This window comes from Zeimonas arvi (assembly GCF_008039575.1).
Lineage (GTDB): Bacteria > Pseudomonadota > Gammaproteobacteria > Burkholderiales > Burkholderiaceae_E > Zeimonas > Zeimonas arvi.
Genome location: NZ_VDUY01000002.1, coordinates 272,093 through 286,819, shown reverse-complemented (window position 1 = coordinate 286,819; position 14,727 = coordinate 272,093). Strand labels below are relative to the sequence as shown.

Annotated in this window: 18 protein-coding genes; 7 read left to right on the top strand and 11 right to left on the bottom strand. The window is 69.4% G+C overall.

What is annotated here, in order from left to right; genetic code table 11:
* The first annotated feature begins 6 nt into the window (after positions 1-6).
* Together mddA and FHP08_RS05770 are read left to right on the top strand one after the other, a co-directional pair.
* A complete protein-coding gene (gene mddA, locus FHP08_RS05775; protein ID WP_147703371.1) occupies positions 7-801 on the top strand; it encodes a methanethiol S-methyltransferase in 795 nt (264 codons plus the stop codon).
* 82 nt (positions 802-883) lie between these two features.
* Entirely contained in the window at positions 884-1,744 is an 861-nt protein-coding gene (locus FHP08_RS05770; RefSeq protein ID WP_225879045.1) for an alpha/beta fold hydrolase, read from the top strand.
* A 13-nt stretch (positions 1,745-1,757) separates the two neighbouring features.
* Here FHP08_RS05770 and FHP08_RS05765 read toward each other — a convergent pair whose 3' ends face one another.
* Genes FHP08_RS05765 through FHP08_RS05755 form a run of 3 tightly spaced genes read right to left on the bottom strand, consistent with a single transcriptional unit; the run spans position 1,758 to position 3,403 of the window.
* Positions 1,758-2,204: an SRPBCC family protein gene (locus tag FHP08_RS05765; RefSeq protein ID WP_147703370.1), complete on the bottom strand. Its 447-nt coding sequence runs from the start codon at positions 2,202-2,204 to the stop codon at positions 1,758-1,760.
* Entirely contained in the window at positions 2,201-3,004 is an 804-nt protein-coding gene (locus tag FHP08_RS05760) for a VOC family protein (RefSeq protein WP_147703369.1), read from the bottom strand. Before FHP08_RS05760 ends, FHP08_RS05765 begins: the two co-directional genes overlap by 4 nt.
* Before the next feature lie 39 nt (positions 3,005-3,043).
* Positions 3,044-3,403: a DUF1428 domain-containing protein gene (locus FHP08_RS05755; protein ID WP_147703368.1), complete on the bottom strand. Its 360-nt coding sequence runs from the start codon at positions 3,401-3,403 to the stop codon at positions 3,044-3,046.
* Positions 3,404-3,496: 93 nt separating this feature from the next.
* Here FHP08_RS05755 and FHP08_RS05750 point away from each other — a divergent pair, with 93 nt between their 5' ends.
* Positions 3,497-3,955 (top strand): MarR family winged helix-turn-helix transcriptional regulator, encoded by a 459-nt coding sequence (locus FHP08_RS05750; RefSeq protein ID WP_147703367.1) that lies wholly within the window; start codon positions 3,497-3,499, stop codon positions 3,953-3,955.
* Here FHP08_RS05750 and FHP08_RS05745 read toward each other — a convergent pair.
* The 3 genes from FHP08_RS05745 to ahpC form a co-directional block, all read right to left on the bottom strand.
* The gene (locus FHP08_RS05745; protein ID WP_147703366.1) at positions 3,952-4,746 is read right to left on the bottom strand and encodes an Ivy family c-type lysozyme inhibitor; all 795 of its coding nucleotides are present in this window, start codon (positions 4,744-4,746) and stop codon (positions 3,952-3,954) included. The genes FHP08_RS05750 and FHP08_RS05745 overlap by 4 nt on opposite strands.
* 152 nt (positions 4,747-4,898) lie before the next feature.
* A complete protein-coding gene (ahpF, locus tag FHP08_RS05740; protein WP_147703365.1) occupies positions 4,899-6,485 on the bottom strand; it encodes an alkyl hydroperoxide reductase subunit F in 1,587 nt (528 codons plus the stop codon).
* A 179-nt stretch (positions 6,486-6,664) separates the two neighbouring features.
* Complete coding sequence (ahpC, locus tag FHP08_RS05735) at positions 6,665-7,228, bottom strand: alkyl hydroperoxide reductase subunit C (RefSeq protein ID WP_147703364.1); 564 nt, start codon at positions 7,226-7,228, stop codon at positions 6,665-6,667.
* Between the two features lie 242 nt (positions 7,229-7,470).
* On the opposite strand from ahpC, the gene tadA reads away from it, so the two are divergent.
* Both tadA and waaC read left to right on the top strand, forming a co-directional pair.
* The gene (gene tadA, locus FHP08_RS05730) at positions 7,471-7,923 is read left to right on the top strand and encodes a tRNA adenosine(34) deaminase TadA (RefSeq protein WP_147703781.1); all 453 of its coding nucleotides are present in this window, start codon (positions 7,471-7,473) and stop codon (positions 7,921-7,923) included.
* Between the two features lie 15 nt (positions 7,924-7,938).
* Positions 7,939-8,955 carry a lipopolysaccharide heptosyltransferase I gene (waaC, locus tag FHP08_RS05725; protein WP_147703363.1) on the top strand — a complete coding sequence of 339 codons (1,017 nt, stop codon included), beginning with the start codon at positions 7,939-7,941 and terminating at the stop codon, positions 8,953-8,955.
* Positions 8,956-9,045: 90 nt separating this feature from the next.
* Here the strand turns inward: waaC and FHP08_RS05720 are convergent, their stop codons facing one another.
* Genes FHP08_RS05720 through FHP08_RS05710 form a run of 3 tightly spaced genes read right to left on the bottom strand, consistent with a single transcriptional unit; the run spans position 9,046 to position 10,657 of the window.
* On the bottom strand, positions 9,046-9,843 hold the full coding sequence (locus tag FHP08_RS05720; RefSeq protein WP_147703362.1) for a peptidylprolyl isomerase: 798 nt from the start codon (positions 9,841-9,843) through the stop codon (positions 9,046-9,048).
* Positions 9,840-10,124, bottom strand: coding sequence for a BolA family protein (locus FHP08_RS05715; protein ID WP_147703361.1), 285 nt, complete (start codon positions 10,122-10,124; stop codon positions 9,840-9,842). Before FHP08_RS05715 ends, FHP08_RS05720 begins: the two co-directional genes overlap by 4 nt.
* Complete coding sequence (locus FHP08_RS05710) at positions 10,121-10,657, bottom strand: septation protein A (protein ID WP_147703360.1); 537 nt, start codon at positions 10,655-10,657, stop codon at positions 10,121-10,123. The genes FHP08_RS05715 and FHP08_RS05710 overlap by 4 nt, the downstream gene beginning before the upstream one ends.
* A gap of 50 nt (positions 10,658-10,707) precedes the next feature.
* Between FHP08_RS05710 and FHP08_RS18735 the strand changes: the two genes are divergently transcribed.
* On the top strand, positions 10,708-10,836 hold the full coding sequence (locus tag FHP08_RS18735) for a hypothetical protein (RefSeq protein WP_267285485.1): 129 nt from the start codon (positions 10,708-10,710) through the stop codon (positions 10,834-10,836).
* On the opposite strand, the gene msrB is transcribed toward FHP08_RS18735, so the two are convergent.
* Together msrB and FHP08_RS05700 are read right to left on the bottom strand one after the other, a co-directional pair.
* Entirely contained in the window at positions 10,837-11,304 is a 468-nt protein-coding gene (gene msrB / locus FHP08_RS05705; RefSeq protein ID WP_147703359.1) for a peptide-methionine (R)-S-oxide reductase MsrB, read from the bottom strand.
* Positions 11,301-12,938 (bottom strand): protein adenylyltransferase SelO, encoded by a 1,638-nt coding sequence (locus tag FHP08_RS05700; protein ID WP_147703358.1) that lies wholly within the window; start codon positions 12,936-12,938, stop codon positions 11,301-11,303. The genes msrB and FHP08_RS05700 overlap by 4 nt, the downstream gene beginning before the upstream one ends.
* Positions 12,939-13,041: 103 nt before the next feature.
* On the opposite strand from FHP08_RS05700, the gene FHP08_RS05695 reads away from it, so the two are divergent.
* The gene (locus FHP08_RS05695) at positions 13,042-14,685 is read left to right on the top strand and encodes a 3-(methylthio)propionyl-CoA ligase (protein WP_147703357.1); all 1,644 of its coding nucleotides are present in this window, start codon (positions 13,042-13,044) and stop codon (positions 14,683-14,685) included.
* Positions 14,686-14,727 lie beyond the last annotated feature (42 nt).

Here is a 14,727-nt window from a genome sequence, read left to right as displayed (position 1 = left end):
ACTGTCATGCCCGCCATCGCTCTCATCTACGGTGTGGTCGCCTACGCGATCTTCCTGCTCACCTTCCTCTATGCGATCGGATTCGTCGGCGACTTTATCGTGCCGAAGACCATCGATGCCGGCTGGCCGGCCGGCGCGACCGGCGCGACGCTGGCCGAGGCGCTGATTGTCGACACGCTGCTGCTGACGGTGTTCGCGGTGCAGCACAGCGTGATGGCTCGGCCCGCGTTCAAGCGCTGGTGGACGCGCTTCGTTCCCGCGCCGATCGAGCGCAGCACCTACGTGCTGCTGGCGAGCGCGGCGCTGATCCTGCTGTTCGCGCAGTGGCGACCGATCACGCAGACCGTATGGTCGCTGCCGGACGGCCTGGCGGCGACGGCGCTGATCGTCGCGCACTGGCTCGGCTGGGCGATCGTCTTCGCCAGCACCTTCATGATCGATCACCTCGAACTCTTCGGACTGCGACAGGTGCTCGCGCGCCTTGCCGGCCGGCCGATGCCGGAGCCCGTCTTCCGCACGCCGCTGCTGTACCGACACGTCCGGCACCCGATCTATCTCGGCTTCCTGCTCGCCTTCTGGGCAACGCCGGTGATGACCGCGGGACACCTGCTGTTCGCGGTGGCCACGACCGGATACATCCTGATCGGGATCCGGCTGGAGGAGCGCGATCTTGTCGCGCATTTCGGCGATGCCTACCGGCGCTATCGCGAGCAGGCCGGCATGCTGCTTCCGCTTCGCTGGCGTGGCCATCGCGCCGGCGACGACGATGCCGTGCGGGGCCAGGCAGGGTCCCGGCGCTGATACGGTCGATCGCGAGGCCTCGGCGGGCGACGGGCGCGCTATGCTCTCCTGCGACAGGACAGGCCAGAAGGGGAGAGCGCGAATGCAGTTCATGACCGGGATGGACCACCGCACGGTCCGGGCCAACGGCATCAAGGTGAATCTCTGGACCGGCGGACGGGGCCCGGCCGTGCTGCTGCTGCACGGCTACCCGCAGACCGGCCAGATGTGGCGCAAGGTCGCCCCGAAGCTGCTCGACCGCTTCACCGTCGTCTGTCCTGACCTGCGCGGCTACGGCGACTCGGACAAGCCGCGCGACGGCTACGACAAGAAGACGATGGCGCGCGACATGCACGAGACGATGCTCGCGCTGGGCCACTCGCGCTACGCGCTGGTCGGCCACGACCGCGGCGCGCGGGTCGCGCACCGGCAGGCGCTCGATCACCCGGACGCGATCACCAGGCTGTGCGTGCTCGACGTCGTGCCCACGCACACGGTGTTCGCGAAGGCCGATCGCCACCTCGCGGCCGCCTATTGGCACTGGTTCTTCTTCCAGGCACCCGACCTGCCCGAGATCATGCTGCAGGCGGCGCCCGAGGCCTTCCTGAGGCAGATGTTCCGCACACTGAGCTTCCGTGCCGGCGCGATCGAGGAGCCGATGTTCCAGGAGTACCTGCGCGCCTTCACGCTGCCGGGCACGATCCGTGCCGGCCTCGAGGACTATCGGGCCGCCGCGACCCGCGACCTCGAGGACGACGAGCGCGATCTCGCCAGGCGGCTGCGCTGCCCGGTGCTCGCGATCTGGGGCCGTGCCGGCAAGATGGACGCGATGTTCGACGTGCTCGCCACCTGGAGAGAGAAGGCCGACGAGGTTCGGGGCCACGCCCTCGACTGCGGGCACTTCATTCCCGAGGAAGCCCCCGACGAGCTGCTGGCGGTGCTGGGCGACTTCCTGCCGGGCTGAGTCTCGGTTGTTCTCAGTCGGGAATCTCGGCCTCGACCAGCGCGGCCAGCTGCGCGAGCGACTCCTGCCAGCCCAGGTGGCAGGCCTCGGGTGGAATCGCGGCGGGGATTCCTTCCTGCACGATCTCGAGCTCGGTGCCGCAGCTCACCGGCCGCAGGGTCACGGTGGTGTGCATCTCTCCTGGCGGGCCCGGGTCGTCGAATCGATCGGAATAGCGCAGCCGTTCGCCGGCGACCAGCTCAAGGTACGTGCCGCCGAACGCGTGGGTCTTCCCGTTCGACAGCTGGGTGAAGGACATCCGGTACCGGCCGCCGACCCGGGCGTCGAGTTCGTGGACCCGCCCCGTGAAGCCATGGGGCGGCAGCCACTTCACCATGGCCTCGGGGTCGAGGAAGGCGCGGTACACGCGTTCGGCCGGGGCGCGCAGCACCCGGTGAAAGCGCACTGTGCCGGTGCTCATGTCGATGTCTCCTTCGATGCGGTCGCGGGAGGCGGCGCAACGAGCCCGAAGCCCGCGCCCTGCGGATCGCTGGCGACGACGATGCGGCTGCCGCCGGGCACCTCGGCCGGCCCGTGGTGGACCGTGCCGCCGCCGCCGACGATCGCCGCCGCGGCCCGGTCGATGTCCGGCACACCGAAGTAGAAGGTCCACATCGGCGGCGGGCCGCCGGGAGGGGCGTTCATCACCGCTCCGATCGTGATGCCCCGCTGGACCAGGAAGCGGTAGTCGCCGAGCTCGCCCATGTCGACCGCGTCGCCCGGTTGCCAGCCGAAGCGCCCGCCATAGAAGGCGAGGGCGGCCTGCTGGTCGGCGGTGGTCAGCTCGTTCCATTGGCAATGCCCCGGCGTGTCCGGGGCGAAGGCGGTGCTGGCCGCGTCCACCGCGCCGCGCATGACATAGCAGGGCACGCCCTGGGGGTCGGCGATCATCGCGAAACGGCCGACGCCCGGAATGTCGGTGGGCGGCATGAGGATCGTGCCGCCGGCCGCCTGCACATCGGTTGCCGAGGCATCGACATCGTCGACGCCGACGTAGCCCAGCCAGGCCGGGCGCGAGCCGGCGCAGCGCGGGTCGCCGGCGGTGCAGTACAGGCCGCCGACGTCGGTGCCCGCGGCCGAGAAGATTCGGTAGGCGCCGGCGGCGGCGGCTTCCGCAGGCCGGTCCTGCCAGCCCAGGATCGACGCGTAGAAGCGCGCGGCCGCCTCGGCGTCGGGAGTCATCAGTTCGTACCAGATGAAATCGCCGTGATGGTTGGTCATGGCTCGTCTCCTCGGGTGTCCGAAGTCAGGCGGCGTCGCTCAGGCGTCGAGGATCGGCACGAAGCCTCCGAAGATCATCCGCTGGCCGTCGAAGGGCATCTTGTCGCCCATGGCCTTCATCCGCGGGTCGGTCTGCATTCGCGCCATCGCGGCGTCGCGGACCTCCTTCGACGGGTACTCGAACCAGCTGAACACCACGACCTCGTCCTCGCGCGCCTGGACCGCGCGGCGGAAGTCGGTCAGCTTGCCATCCGGCACCTCGTCGCCCCAGCATTCGATCATCCGGCTGACGCCGAATTCCTTGAAGATCGGCGCGGCCTCGGCCGCGTGCTGCAGGTAGGCCTCCTTGTTGGCGGCGGGAACGGCCAGTACGAAGCCGTCGACATACTTCGTCTTCATGCTGCTTCTCCTTTTCGATTGCGTAACCGGTGCTCGCATGACGGAGCGGGCGGCTCGCCTTGACAGGAGAGTTGATATCAACATAATACGGTGATGGGCGCAAGAGTGCCGATCGAACAGACGCTTCAGGTCCGGGATGCCTGCCTGTGCCTGCACGCGCAACGGGCCGCCCGAGCGCTCGCCCGCCGCTTCGACGAGGCGCTGCGGCCCTTCGGCCTGACGAACGGGCAGTTCTCTCTCCTGATGGCGCTGAACCGGCCCGCGCCCCCGGCTCCGGGCGAGGTGGCGCGCACGCTGGCGATGGATCGCACCACGCTGACCGCCGCGCTCAAGCCGCTCGCCCGTGATGGCCTGGTGGACATCGCGGTGGATCCCGGAGACCGGCGGGGCCGCCGATTGACACTGACCGCAGCCGGACACGCCAGGCTGGACGCAGCCTTGACGGCCTGGCGGGCCCTGCACCGGGCAATCGAGGCGGAGCTCGAGGCGGGCGGCGTCGTTCCGGACAAGCTCAGGAAGGGGCTGCGCGCGCTGGACGGGGCTGGCAGCTAGCGCCGGCGCCACTCCTCGGCCCACAGCCTGGGCAACTCCCGGGAAACGGCCGGCGGCGGCTGGCCGAACAGGGTCTGCCTGCCGCTTCGATGCAGCAGGCCGTGCACCTTCCTGCCGGCCTCGTCCCACAGCAGCACCATGTTGTTGTCACCGCAGTCGTGCGGCTTGCAGGAGGCGCCGAGCCAGTAGCGCGTGCCGCCTGCCTCGACCAGGCGCAACGGCGGCGAGGGGCCCGCGAGGCTGGCGATCCAGCCCTCGCGACCCAGCGGGCCGAGCGCCGCGCGGTAGGCCGCTGGAAATCCCGGCCGCTTCAGCAGCGCGCCCACCGTCTGCGCCTCGAGCGGGATCGGCGTGCCCGGCAGCCGGTTGCGATTGGGGTCGCAGTGGCGCAGCACCTGGCCGACAGCGGGGGCGCCGAGTGGCGCCAGGGCTGCCGCACTGCCGTCGATGCGTGCGAAGAGCCCCGTGGCGTCATGCGTGAGCGTGAGTTCGACCGGCCCACCCGGAGCCTGACCACGTACGGTTGCCGCGAAGCCGGGATGGGCTGGCGCGCCCGTTGGTGCCTTGCGGTTCGATCTCAGCGTCGATGCCTTCACCGCGACACCGGCGCGCTCGATGTCGAGCGTGTCGCCGTAGAGCCGGATCCTCAGCTGGCCGGGATCGCTGCAGGTGTTCGAGAAGATCCCCCCCACCTGCCTGTCGGTGACCGGGTCGAGTGCGGCCATGGCGAGCGGGGCGAAGCACGCGGCGAGCGCGGCGGCAGCGGCGCGGCCAAGTGGATGGATGCGCATCCGGGCCTCCCTGCGCACCCGCAAACTGGGTGCGGCTTGCCGATTGTGCGCCCCCGGGGTCGAGCCGAACAGGGCGGTCCGAACGAAGAAACGGGCGACCCCGAGATCGCCCGTTTCCTCGCCGGGACTGAACCCCGGCGCGCGCTCCGTCGTCAGGCGGCGAGCTTCTCCGGCTGGGCCGCCGGCGCCGAACTGCGGATCAGGTGGTCGAAGGCCGACAGGCTGGCCTTCGCGCCTTCGCCCATCGCGATGACGATCTGCTTGTAGGGCGTCGTCGTCGCGTCGCCGGCCGCGAACACGCCGGGCACCGAGGTCTGGCCGCGGGCGTCGACCTCGATCTCGCCGCGCGGGCTCAGGGCCACCGTGCCCTTCAGCCAGTCGGTGTTGGGCAGCAGGCCGATCTGCACGAACACGCCTTCGAGCTCGAGCTGCTTCTCCTCGCCGCTCACGCGGTCCTTGAACACCAGGCCGCTCATCTTGCCGCCGTCGCCGGTGACCTCGGTGGTCTGGGCGTTCACGATCACGCTCACGTTGGGCAGGCTCTTCAGCTTGGCTTGCAGCACCGCGTCGGCACGCAGCTTGCCGTCGAACTCCAGCAGCGTCACGTGGGCCACCACGCCGGCCAGGTCGATCGCCGCCTCGACGCCCGAGTTGCCGCCGCCGATCACCGCCACCCGCTTGCCCTTGAAGAGCGGACCGTCGCAGTGCGGGCAGTAGGCCACGCCGGCGCCGCGGTACTCGCGCTCGCCTGGCACGTTCATCTCGCGCCAGCGCGCGCCGGTCGCCAGGATCACGGTCCTGGCCTTCAGCGTGGCGCCGCCGGCGAGCTTCACGCGGGCCAGACCGTCGTCACCGGCAGGCTCGAGCGCCTCGGCCCGCTGCAGGTTCATCACGTCGACCTCGTACTCGGCCACGTGGGCCTCGAGCGCGCGGGCCAGCTTCGGTCCGTCGGTCTGCGGGATCGAGATCAGGTTCTCGATGCCCATCGTGTCGAGCACCTGGCCGCCGAAGCGCTCGGCCACCACGCCGGTGCGGATGCCCTTGCGGGCCGCGTAGATGGCCGCGGCCGCGCCGGCGGGGCCGCCCCCGACCACCAGCACGTCGAAGGCTTCCTTTGCGCCGATCTTCTCCGCCTCGCGGGCCGCGGCGCCGGTGTCGACCTTGGCGAGGATCTCCTCGAGCGTCATCCGACCCTGGCCGAAGGCCTCGCCGTTCACGAAGACCGTGGGCACCGCCATGATCTTGCGCGACTCGACCTCGCCCTGGAACAGCGCGCCGTCGATCATCGTGCTGGTCACGCCGGGGTTCAGCACCGCCATCAGGTTCAGGGCCTGGACCACGTCGGGGCAGTTGTGGCAAGACAAAGAGATGAAGGTCTCGAAGCGGAGCTCGCCCTTCAGGTTGCGGATCTGCTCGATCGTCGCAGCGTCGACCTTGGGCGGGTAGCCGCCGGCCTGCAGCAGCGCGAGCACCAGCGAGGTGAATTCGTGGCCCATCGGGATGCCGGCGAAGGCCACGCGGGCGGCCTGGCCGGCCGCGCCGACGGTGAACGAGGGCTTGCGGGCGTCGGCGCCGTCCTCGCGCAGCGTGATCTTAGGCGACAGCGACGCGATCTCGCGCAGCAGCTCGCGCAACTCGGCGGACTTGGCGCCGTCGTCGAGCGAGGCGGCGAGTTCGATCGGCTGCTCGAGCTTCTGCAGATAGGCCTCGAGCTGGGTGCGGATGTTGGCAGCGAGCATGTTCAGTTCCTCCTTGAGAGTGGAAGATCGCAGTGCGAAGCCGTCGGTCAAGGGCTTGGCGCTGCGATCGACCCGCGCCGGCAGGAGCCGGCGGGGCGATCGGGGCGGCCCGCGATCTTGCTTTGCGGGCTGCCGGGGCGAAGCCGGAGGCGAAGGCCCCCGGCGGCCGGGTCAGGCGCTCAGATCTTGCCGACCAAATCCAGCGAGGGGGCCAGCGTGGCTTCGCCCGGCGTCCACTTGGCGGGGCAGACCTCGCCCGGGTGGTTCGCGACGTACTGGGCCGCCTGGACCTTGCGCAACAGCTCCTTCGCGTCGCGACCGATGCCGTTGTCGTGGATCTCGCACAGCTTGATCTGGCCTTCCGGGTCGATCACGAAGGTGCCGCGCAGCGCCAGGCCCTCTTCCTCGATCATCACGTCGAAGTTGCGGGTGATGGTGCCGGTCGGGTCGCCGATCATCGGATAGCGGATCTTGGCGATCGTGTCCGAGGTGTCGTGCCAGGCCTTGTGGGTGAAGTGCGTGTCGGTCGACACGGCGTAGATTTCCACGCCCAGCGACTTGAAGGTGTCGTAGTGGTCGGCCAGGTCGCCCAGCTCGGTCGGGCAGACGAAGGTGAAGTCGGCCGGGTAGAAGACGACGACCGACCACTTGCCTTTCAGGTCCTCGCTGGAGACCGGAACGAACTTGCCGTTGTGGTAGGCGGTGGCGTTGAAGGGCTTGATTTCGGTGTTGATCAGGGACATGTGTCGCTCCTTTGTATCGGGGAGTGGGTGGGACGAGACGAATATTATTTATTGCTATCGCACATCGCAAATGAATTATATCAAACTATTTAATTGACGTCATCTATCGCACGCCTTGTGCCGATCGATGCCGCTCGCAACGCCTTGGAGGAGAACGGCGTCCAGGGAAGGGCGATAGAATTGCGGCCCCACCGAAGCGCGACCCGCCCTTGAACGAAATCCCGACACCCTTCGATCTGGCGATGATGCGGCTCGCGATCGACCAGGCGCGCAATGCCTGGACCGTTGGTGAAGTGCCGGTCGGCGCGGTGCTGGTCCGGGACGGGCGGGTGCTGGCCACCGGCTACAACCAGCCGATCGCCTCGCACGATCCCACCGCGCATGCCGAGATCTGCGCGCTGCGCGCAGGCAGCACGCTGATGGCGAACTACCGGCTGCCCGACTGCGCGCTCTACGTCACGCTGGAGCCCTGCGCGATGTGCGCCGGCGCGCTGATGCATGCGCGCCTGCGGCGCGTGATCTGGGGCGCGCCCGATCCCAAGACGGGGGCGGCCGGCAGCGTGGTGAACCTGTTCGGCGAGGCCCGGCTCAACCACCAGACCGCCTCGATCGGCGGCGTGCTGGCCGACGAATGCGGCGGGCTGCTGCGCGAATTCTTCGCCGAGCGCAGGCGATCCGGCCGCATCGGCGGCTGAACGGGGCATCGGGCGATGGACGCGCCGCGTGTCCTGCTGGTCAAGCTCACCTCGCTGGGCGACGTCATCAAGGCGCTGCCGGTGATCGACGACATCCGCCGGGCGCTGCCTGGCACGACGGTCGACTGGGTCGTGGAGCGCCCCGTCGACAGCCTGCTGGCGCTGCATCCGGGCATCGCCACCGTGATCCCGCTGGAACTGCGCCGCTACCGGAAGGAGGGACGCTACGGCGCCGCGCTGCGGGGCGTGTGCCGGGACTTCGGATTGCTGAGGGCGCGCCGCTACGACTGCATCGTGGACCTGCAGGGCCGGCGCAAGAGCGCCATCGTGGCCGCGCTCGCGCGCGGGCCGGTGATCGGGCCGGCGCCGGGGCCTTCGAGCGAGCCGATGTACCACCGCTTCTACCGGCGATGCGTGGGCCGGGCCCTGTACGAGGGGCGCGACGCGATCTCGGCGAACCGCATCCTCGCGGCGCAGGCGCTCGGCTACCCGATGCCGTCCTCGCCGCCGCGCTTCGGCCTGCGCCCGGGTTCGGTCCCGCCGGGCGATCTCGCGCCTGCGCGGCCCTTCGCGGTCCTGGTCCACGGCAGTTCCAAGCCGGAGAAGACGCTGGCCGAGGCCACCTGGATCGAGCTCGGCAACTGGCTGTCGAGCCGAGGCCTGCGCTGCCTGCTGCCCTGGGGCGATGCGCAGGAGCGGGCGCGGGCCCAGCGCCTGGCCGACGCGATCGGCAGCGCGGCCCGGGTTCCGCAGCGAATGCCGTCGCTGACCGATTGGGTCGGCATCCTGGCCCAGGCGACGGTGGTGGCGGGGGTCGACAGCGGCATCACGCACCTGGCGGCCGCCAGCGGCGCGCCGACCGTCGCGATCTTCACCGCCACGTCATCGGCGACCTTCCGGATCGAGGCCGAAACGCCGCATCGCAATCTGGGCGACGCGGGGCGGAAGGTGGCGCTGGCGGAAATCCAGGCGGCGGTCGCGGACCTGCTCGGGAGCCGAAGCGAACCTGGCGTGAGCGGTGAGGGGTCGTGAGGGGCGCGGAGCGTCCCTGAAACGAAGAAAGCCGGCTCGCGCCGGCTTTCCCGAACTGCCCCGAGAGCGGGCCGAAACCCGCCGTTCGGTTTACTGGACCTTGGCCTTCGCGCGAAGATCCTTCTGCAGGTTTTGCACCCGCTCGCGCTCGAGCTGCTGGCGGATCTGCGGCTTGACCTGCTCGATCGGGGGCGCCGCGGCGTCGCGGACGTCGTCCAGGCGGATCACGTGCCAGCCGAACTGAGACTTGACCGGCGCTTCGGTGAACTTGCCTTTCTCCAGGGCGACCATCGCGTCGGAGAATTCCTTGACGAAGGTGTCACGCGTGTTCCAGTCCAGGTCGCCGCCCTGCGCGGCCGAGCCGGTGTCCTTGGACTTCTTGGCCAGCTCCTCGAAGGCGGTGCCTTTCTTGAGGTCGGCGATGATCTGCTTGGCCTCGTCCTCGGTTTCCACCAGCACGTGGCGCGCGCGGTATTCCTTCTCGGCCGATTCCTTCTTGACCTTCTCGTATTCCGCGGTGATTTCGGCGTCGGTGATCGGCTTGGCCTTCAGGTGATCGCGGATCAGGGCGCGGATCAGGATGTCCTGGCGGACCGCGTCGAGCTGGCTCTGCACCTCGGGGTTGCGCAGCAGGCCCTTCTTCTCGGCTTCCTGGGCGAACAGTTCGCGGGCGATCAGCTCCTCGCGCACCGCGGCGCGCAGCTCGGGCGTGTCGGGGCGGCCCTGGGCGACCAGCGCGGCCACGAACTCGTCGACCTTCTTCGTCGGGATCGGCTTGTTGTTGACGACCGCGGCGTTCTGCGCCAGCGCGGCCGACGCGACCGGCAGGAGCGCCATGGCCGCAAGCTTCGCCAGGCGAAGCGACAGGGGGGTGGAGGGCATTGTCATCCTTTGCTGCTATCGGTGGGGGCCGGCCGCGCGTCGATGGACAGCGCATGGATGCGATGCGGCATCCAGTCGGCCACGGCATCATACACGAGGCGATGTCGCGCCAGCGTGGGCATTCCGGCGAAGCGCGGCGACAGGATCCGGACCTTGAAATGGCCGGCGCCGCCCGCCGCGCCGGCATGGCCGGCGTGCGCGGCGCTGTCGTCGTCGATCGCGATCTCGGCGGCTTCCGGGAAGGCGTCGGCGAGCCGTCGGCGGAGTTCGGCGACCTCGGGTTTCACGGCTTTTCCTCCTCGAGGAAGCGGCTCAGGTAGAAGCCCTGCGCGATCACGAAGACCAGCGTGAGGCCCAGCGTGCCGAAGAGCTTGAAGTTGACCCAGGCGTCGGTCGAGAAGCTGTAGGCGACCGCGATGTTCAGCACCGCCATGACCGCGAAGAACAGCATCCAGGCGAGGTTGAGCCGGGCCCAGACCGGGTCCGGCAGGCTGAGCTGCTTGCCCATGACCGCGCGGATCAGGTCGCGGCCGAAGAACAGCCTGCCCCCGGCCAGCACCAGCGCGAACAGGCCATAGAGCACGGTGGGCTTCCACTTGATGAAGGTCTCGTCGTGCCAGAGCAGCGTGAGGCCGCCGAACACCGCGATGATCGCCAGGCTGGTCCACTGCATCGGCTCGATCGGCTTGGCGCGCAGCTTGAGCCAGCCGATCTGGGCGAAGCTGGCGGCGATGGCGACCGCGGTGGCCGCATAGATGTCGACCAGCTTGTAGGCGACGAAGAAGAGGATGATCGGGAACAGGTCGAAGAGGAGCTTCATGGCCGCTAGTATAAAATTACCGGTTTTGTTCCCGAACCCAGGAGATTCGAATGGCCGACCGCACGCGTACCCGTCGCAACACGCTCGAGCGCCGCTGCCTGCCCAAGTACCTGAAGCGGCTCTTCAAGGGCTCGTCGCGCAGCACCTTCAAGATGCTCGAGAAGGTCAAGAAGGCCTGATCACTCGGGCTCGAAGCGCAGCGACAGCGAGTTGATGCAGTAGCGAAGGCCCGTCGGCGGCGGGCCGTCCTCGAACACGTGGCCCAGGTGCGCGTCGCAGACGGCGCACAGGGCCTCGGTGCGCACCATGCCCCAGCTCGAGTCGGTGCGCAGCGCGACGTTCGCCGGGTCGATGGGCTGCCAGTAGCTGGGCCAGCCCGACCCCGAGTCGTATTTCGTGGCCGACGCGAACAGCGGCGTGCCGCAGCACACGCACAGGTAGCGGCCCTTCGCCTTGTGGTTCCAGTAGCGGCCGGTGAAGGCGCGCTCGGTGCCGTGCCGGCGCGCGACCTGGTATTCCTCTTCCGACAGCCTGCGACGCCAGTCGGCGTCGCTGAGCTCGACGCGCCTGTGCGCATTCTCGGCGTGTTCGGCCGCCTCGGCGGTGCGCGGGCGCGCCGCCTCTGGTGTGTCCGGTTTCGTCGTCACGATGAGCAGCTCACTTCGAGGCGCGCCGCCCAGTCCGGGGGCAGGGCGGCCAGTTCCTCGTGTTCGGGTTGTTCGTCGAAGGGCCGCCGCAGCACTTGCAGCAGCCGCCTCACCATCGCCGGATCGCGCTCCCGCGCCTGCCGGATCGCGAGTTCCGCCAGGTGGTTGCGCAGCACGTACTTGGGGTTCGCCCGGTCCATCCGCCGCGAACGCTCGGGATCGTCGCTGCCTTCGTCGCGCAAGCGGGCGCGCCAGCGGGCCGCCCAGGCATCGAACAAGGCGGGCTCGACGAACAGATCGCGGCAGCGGCTGCCCGGGCGCGGCGCGGGCGCGCCGGCGCCGCGGGCCTGCGGCAGCTCGCGCAGATCCTGTGCTTCGATGCCCACGCTGCCCAGCCGGCGGAAGAACTGGGTGAAGTCGATCCGCTGCGCGTGCAGCAGGTCCAGCGTGGCCCGCACCAGGGCGTCGTCGCCGGGCCGTTCGGTCGCCAGTCCCAGCTTGGCGCGCATCAGCCGGGCGTACTCCGCCTCGAAGGCCGGACCGAAGGCCGCCAGCGCCCCCTTGGCGTCGTCGACGCTGCCGCCGGCCTCGCCGATCAGCGGCATCAGCGCGTCGCCCAGGCACCAGCAGTTCCACTCGGCGATCTTCGGCTGCATCGCGTAGCTGTAGCGGCCCAGGTCGTCGGAGTGGTTGCAGACGTGGTTGGGGTCGAAGCGGTCGAGGAAGCCGAAAGGGCCGTAGTCGATGGTCAGCCCGAGCATCGACATGTTGTCGGTGTTCATGACCCCGTGGCAGAAGCCGACGGCCTGCCAGGCGGCCACCAGCCGGGCGGTGCGCTCGGCGACCTCGCGCAGCAGCGCAAGCCACGGATTGGCGGCATCGCGAAGCGCCGGGTAGTGCTGCTCCAGCAATGTTTCGCCCAGCAGTCGGAGCCTTTCGGGCTGGCCGAAATGGCGGAAGTACTCGAAGGAGCCGAAGCGCAGGAAGGACGGCGACATCCGCGTGAGGACCGCCGCCGTTTCCACCGTCTCGCGAAAGACCGGTTCGTCCGAGGCCACGATGGCCAGCGCCCGGGTGGTCGGGATGCCCAGGCCGTGCATCGCCTCGGAGCACAGGAATTCACGGATCGACGAGCGCAGCACCGCGCGGCCGTCCGCGCCGCGCGAGAAGGGGGTGCGGCCGGCGCCCTTCAGCTGCAGCTCCCAGCGGGCGCCGCCGGGGCCGAGCGCCTCGCCGAGCAGGATCGCCCGGCCGTCGCCCAGCCTGCCGGCCCACACGCCGAACTGATGTCCCGCATAGACTGCCGCCAGCGGCTCGGCGCCTGCCAGCGGGCGGTTTCCGGCCAGTGCGTCGACCATTGCCGGGTCCTGGAAAGCCGCCGCCGGGAGCCCGATCGACGCGGCCGCCTCGTCCGACACGGCGACCAGCCAGGGCTCGGGCAGCGGAGCCGGCCGCACCCGCACGAAGAAGCCGTCGGGCAAGCGGGCGAAGCGGTTGTCGAAGGCGAGGCCCGGCACGCGCAGCGCGCCGGAGGCGGCGTCCGCACGGTCGCTCGCCGTCCGGTTGCCTGCGGCTTTCGTCTCCGCAGGGGCTTCGCCGAGCGCTGACACCGTGGTCGGGTTTCGATCGTCCATTGCCCAATTCTAGGGCCGGCGCAAGGTCGGTGCCCCGGAATCCCTCGGGGAATCGCTAGAATCGACGCTCATCACGCTTCAACACTCCCAGGAGACATCGCAAATGCAAGGCCTGATGATGGACATGCCGCTGCTGGTTTCGTCGCTGCTGCAGCACGCGGCCCGCCACTACGGAGACGTCGAGATCGTCTCCCGGCGCGTCGAGGGCGACATCCATCGCTACACCTACTCGGACTGCCACGAGCGCTCGAAGAAGCTCGCCGACGCCTTCGTGCGCACCGGCACCGCGGTGGGCGATCGCATCGCCACGCTGGCCTGGAACGGCTACCGCCACATGGAGATGTACTACGCGGTGGGCGGCCTGGGCGGCGTCGTGCACACGATCAACCCGCGCCTGCACCCCGAGCAGATCGCCTGGATCATCAACCATGCCGGCGACACCCACCTGGCCTTCGACCTGACCTTCCTGCCGATCATCGAGGCGATCGCGGCCAAGTGCCCCACGGTCAAGACCTGGGTCGCGATGTGCGACCCGGACAAGCAGCCGAAGTCGGACAAGATCCCGAACCTGGTCAACTACGAGGCCTTCCTCGCCGGAGGCTCGGCGGACTACCGCTGGCCCCAGCTCGACGAGCGCACCGCCTGCGGCCTCTGCTACACCTCGGGGACCACCGGCAATCCCAAGGGCGCGATGTATTCGAACCGCTCGACCGTGCTGCACGCGTACGGCGCGGCGCTGCCCGACGCGATGGGCGCCTCGTCGCGCGACAGCATCCTGCCGGTCGTGCCGATGTTCCACGTCAACGCCTGGGGGCTGCCCTACATCTGCCCGCTGGTGGGCGCCAAGATGGTGTTCCCGGGCCCGGCGCTCGACGGCAAGTCGGTCTACGAGCTGATGGAGGCCGAAGGCGTCACCTACTCGGCCGGCGTGCCCACCGTGTGGCTCGGCCTGCTGCAGCACGTGGGCTCGATCGGCGCGAAGTTCTCGTCGCTCAGGCGCACGGTGATCGGCGGCTCGGCCTGCCCGCCCGCGATGATCCGCGCGTTCAACGACCAGTACGGCGTCGAGGTGATCCACGCCTGGGGCATGACCGAGCTTTCGCCGCTGGGCACGCTGAGCCGGCTGCAGCTCAAGCACGAGAAGCTGCCCGAGGCAGCGCAGCGCAAGATCCTCGAGAAGCAGGGCCACGTGATCTTCGGCATCGACATGAAGATCGTCGGCGATGACGGCAAGAGCCTGCCCTGGGACGGCAAGACCTTCGGCAACCTGCTGGTGCGCGGGCCCTGGGTCATCAAGGAGTACTTCCGGGGCGAAGGCGGCGATCCGCTCGAGTACGACCCGGACGGCAGGGGTTGGTTCCCCACCGGCGACGTGGCCACCATCGACGCCGACGGCTACATGCAGATCACCGACCGCAGCAAGGACGTGATCAAGTCCGGCGGCGAGTGGATCAGCACGATCGATCTGGAGAACCTCGCGATCGCGCACCCGGCCGTGGCCAACGCGGCAGTCATCGGCGTCGCGCATCCCAAGTGGGATGAGCGGCCGCTGCTGATCGTCGCGAAGAAGCCCGGCGCCGAGGTCAGCAAGGAGGAATTGCTGGCCTTCTACGAGGGCAAGATCGCCAAGTGGTGGACCCCGGACGACGTGCAGTTCGTCGAGGCGATCCCGCTCGGCGCCACCGGCAAGATCCTCAAGACCAAGCTTCGCGAGCAGTTCGCCGACTACAAATTGCCGACGGCCTGAGCGGCCGGGCTTGCCGCGCCCGAAATCTCGTTTATGATCCGC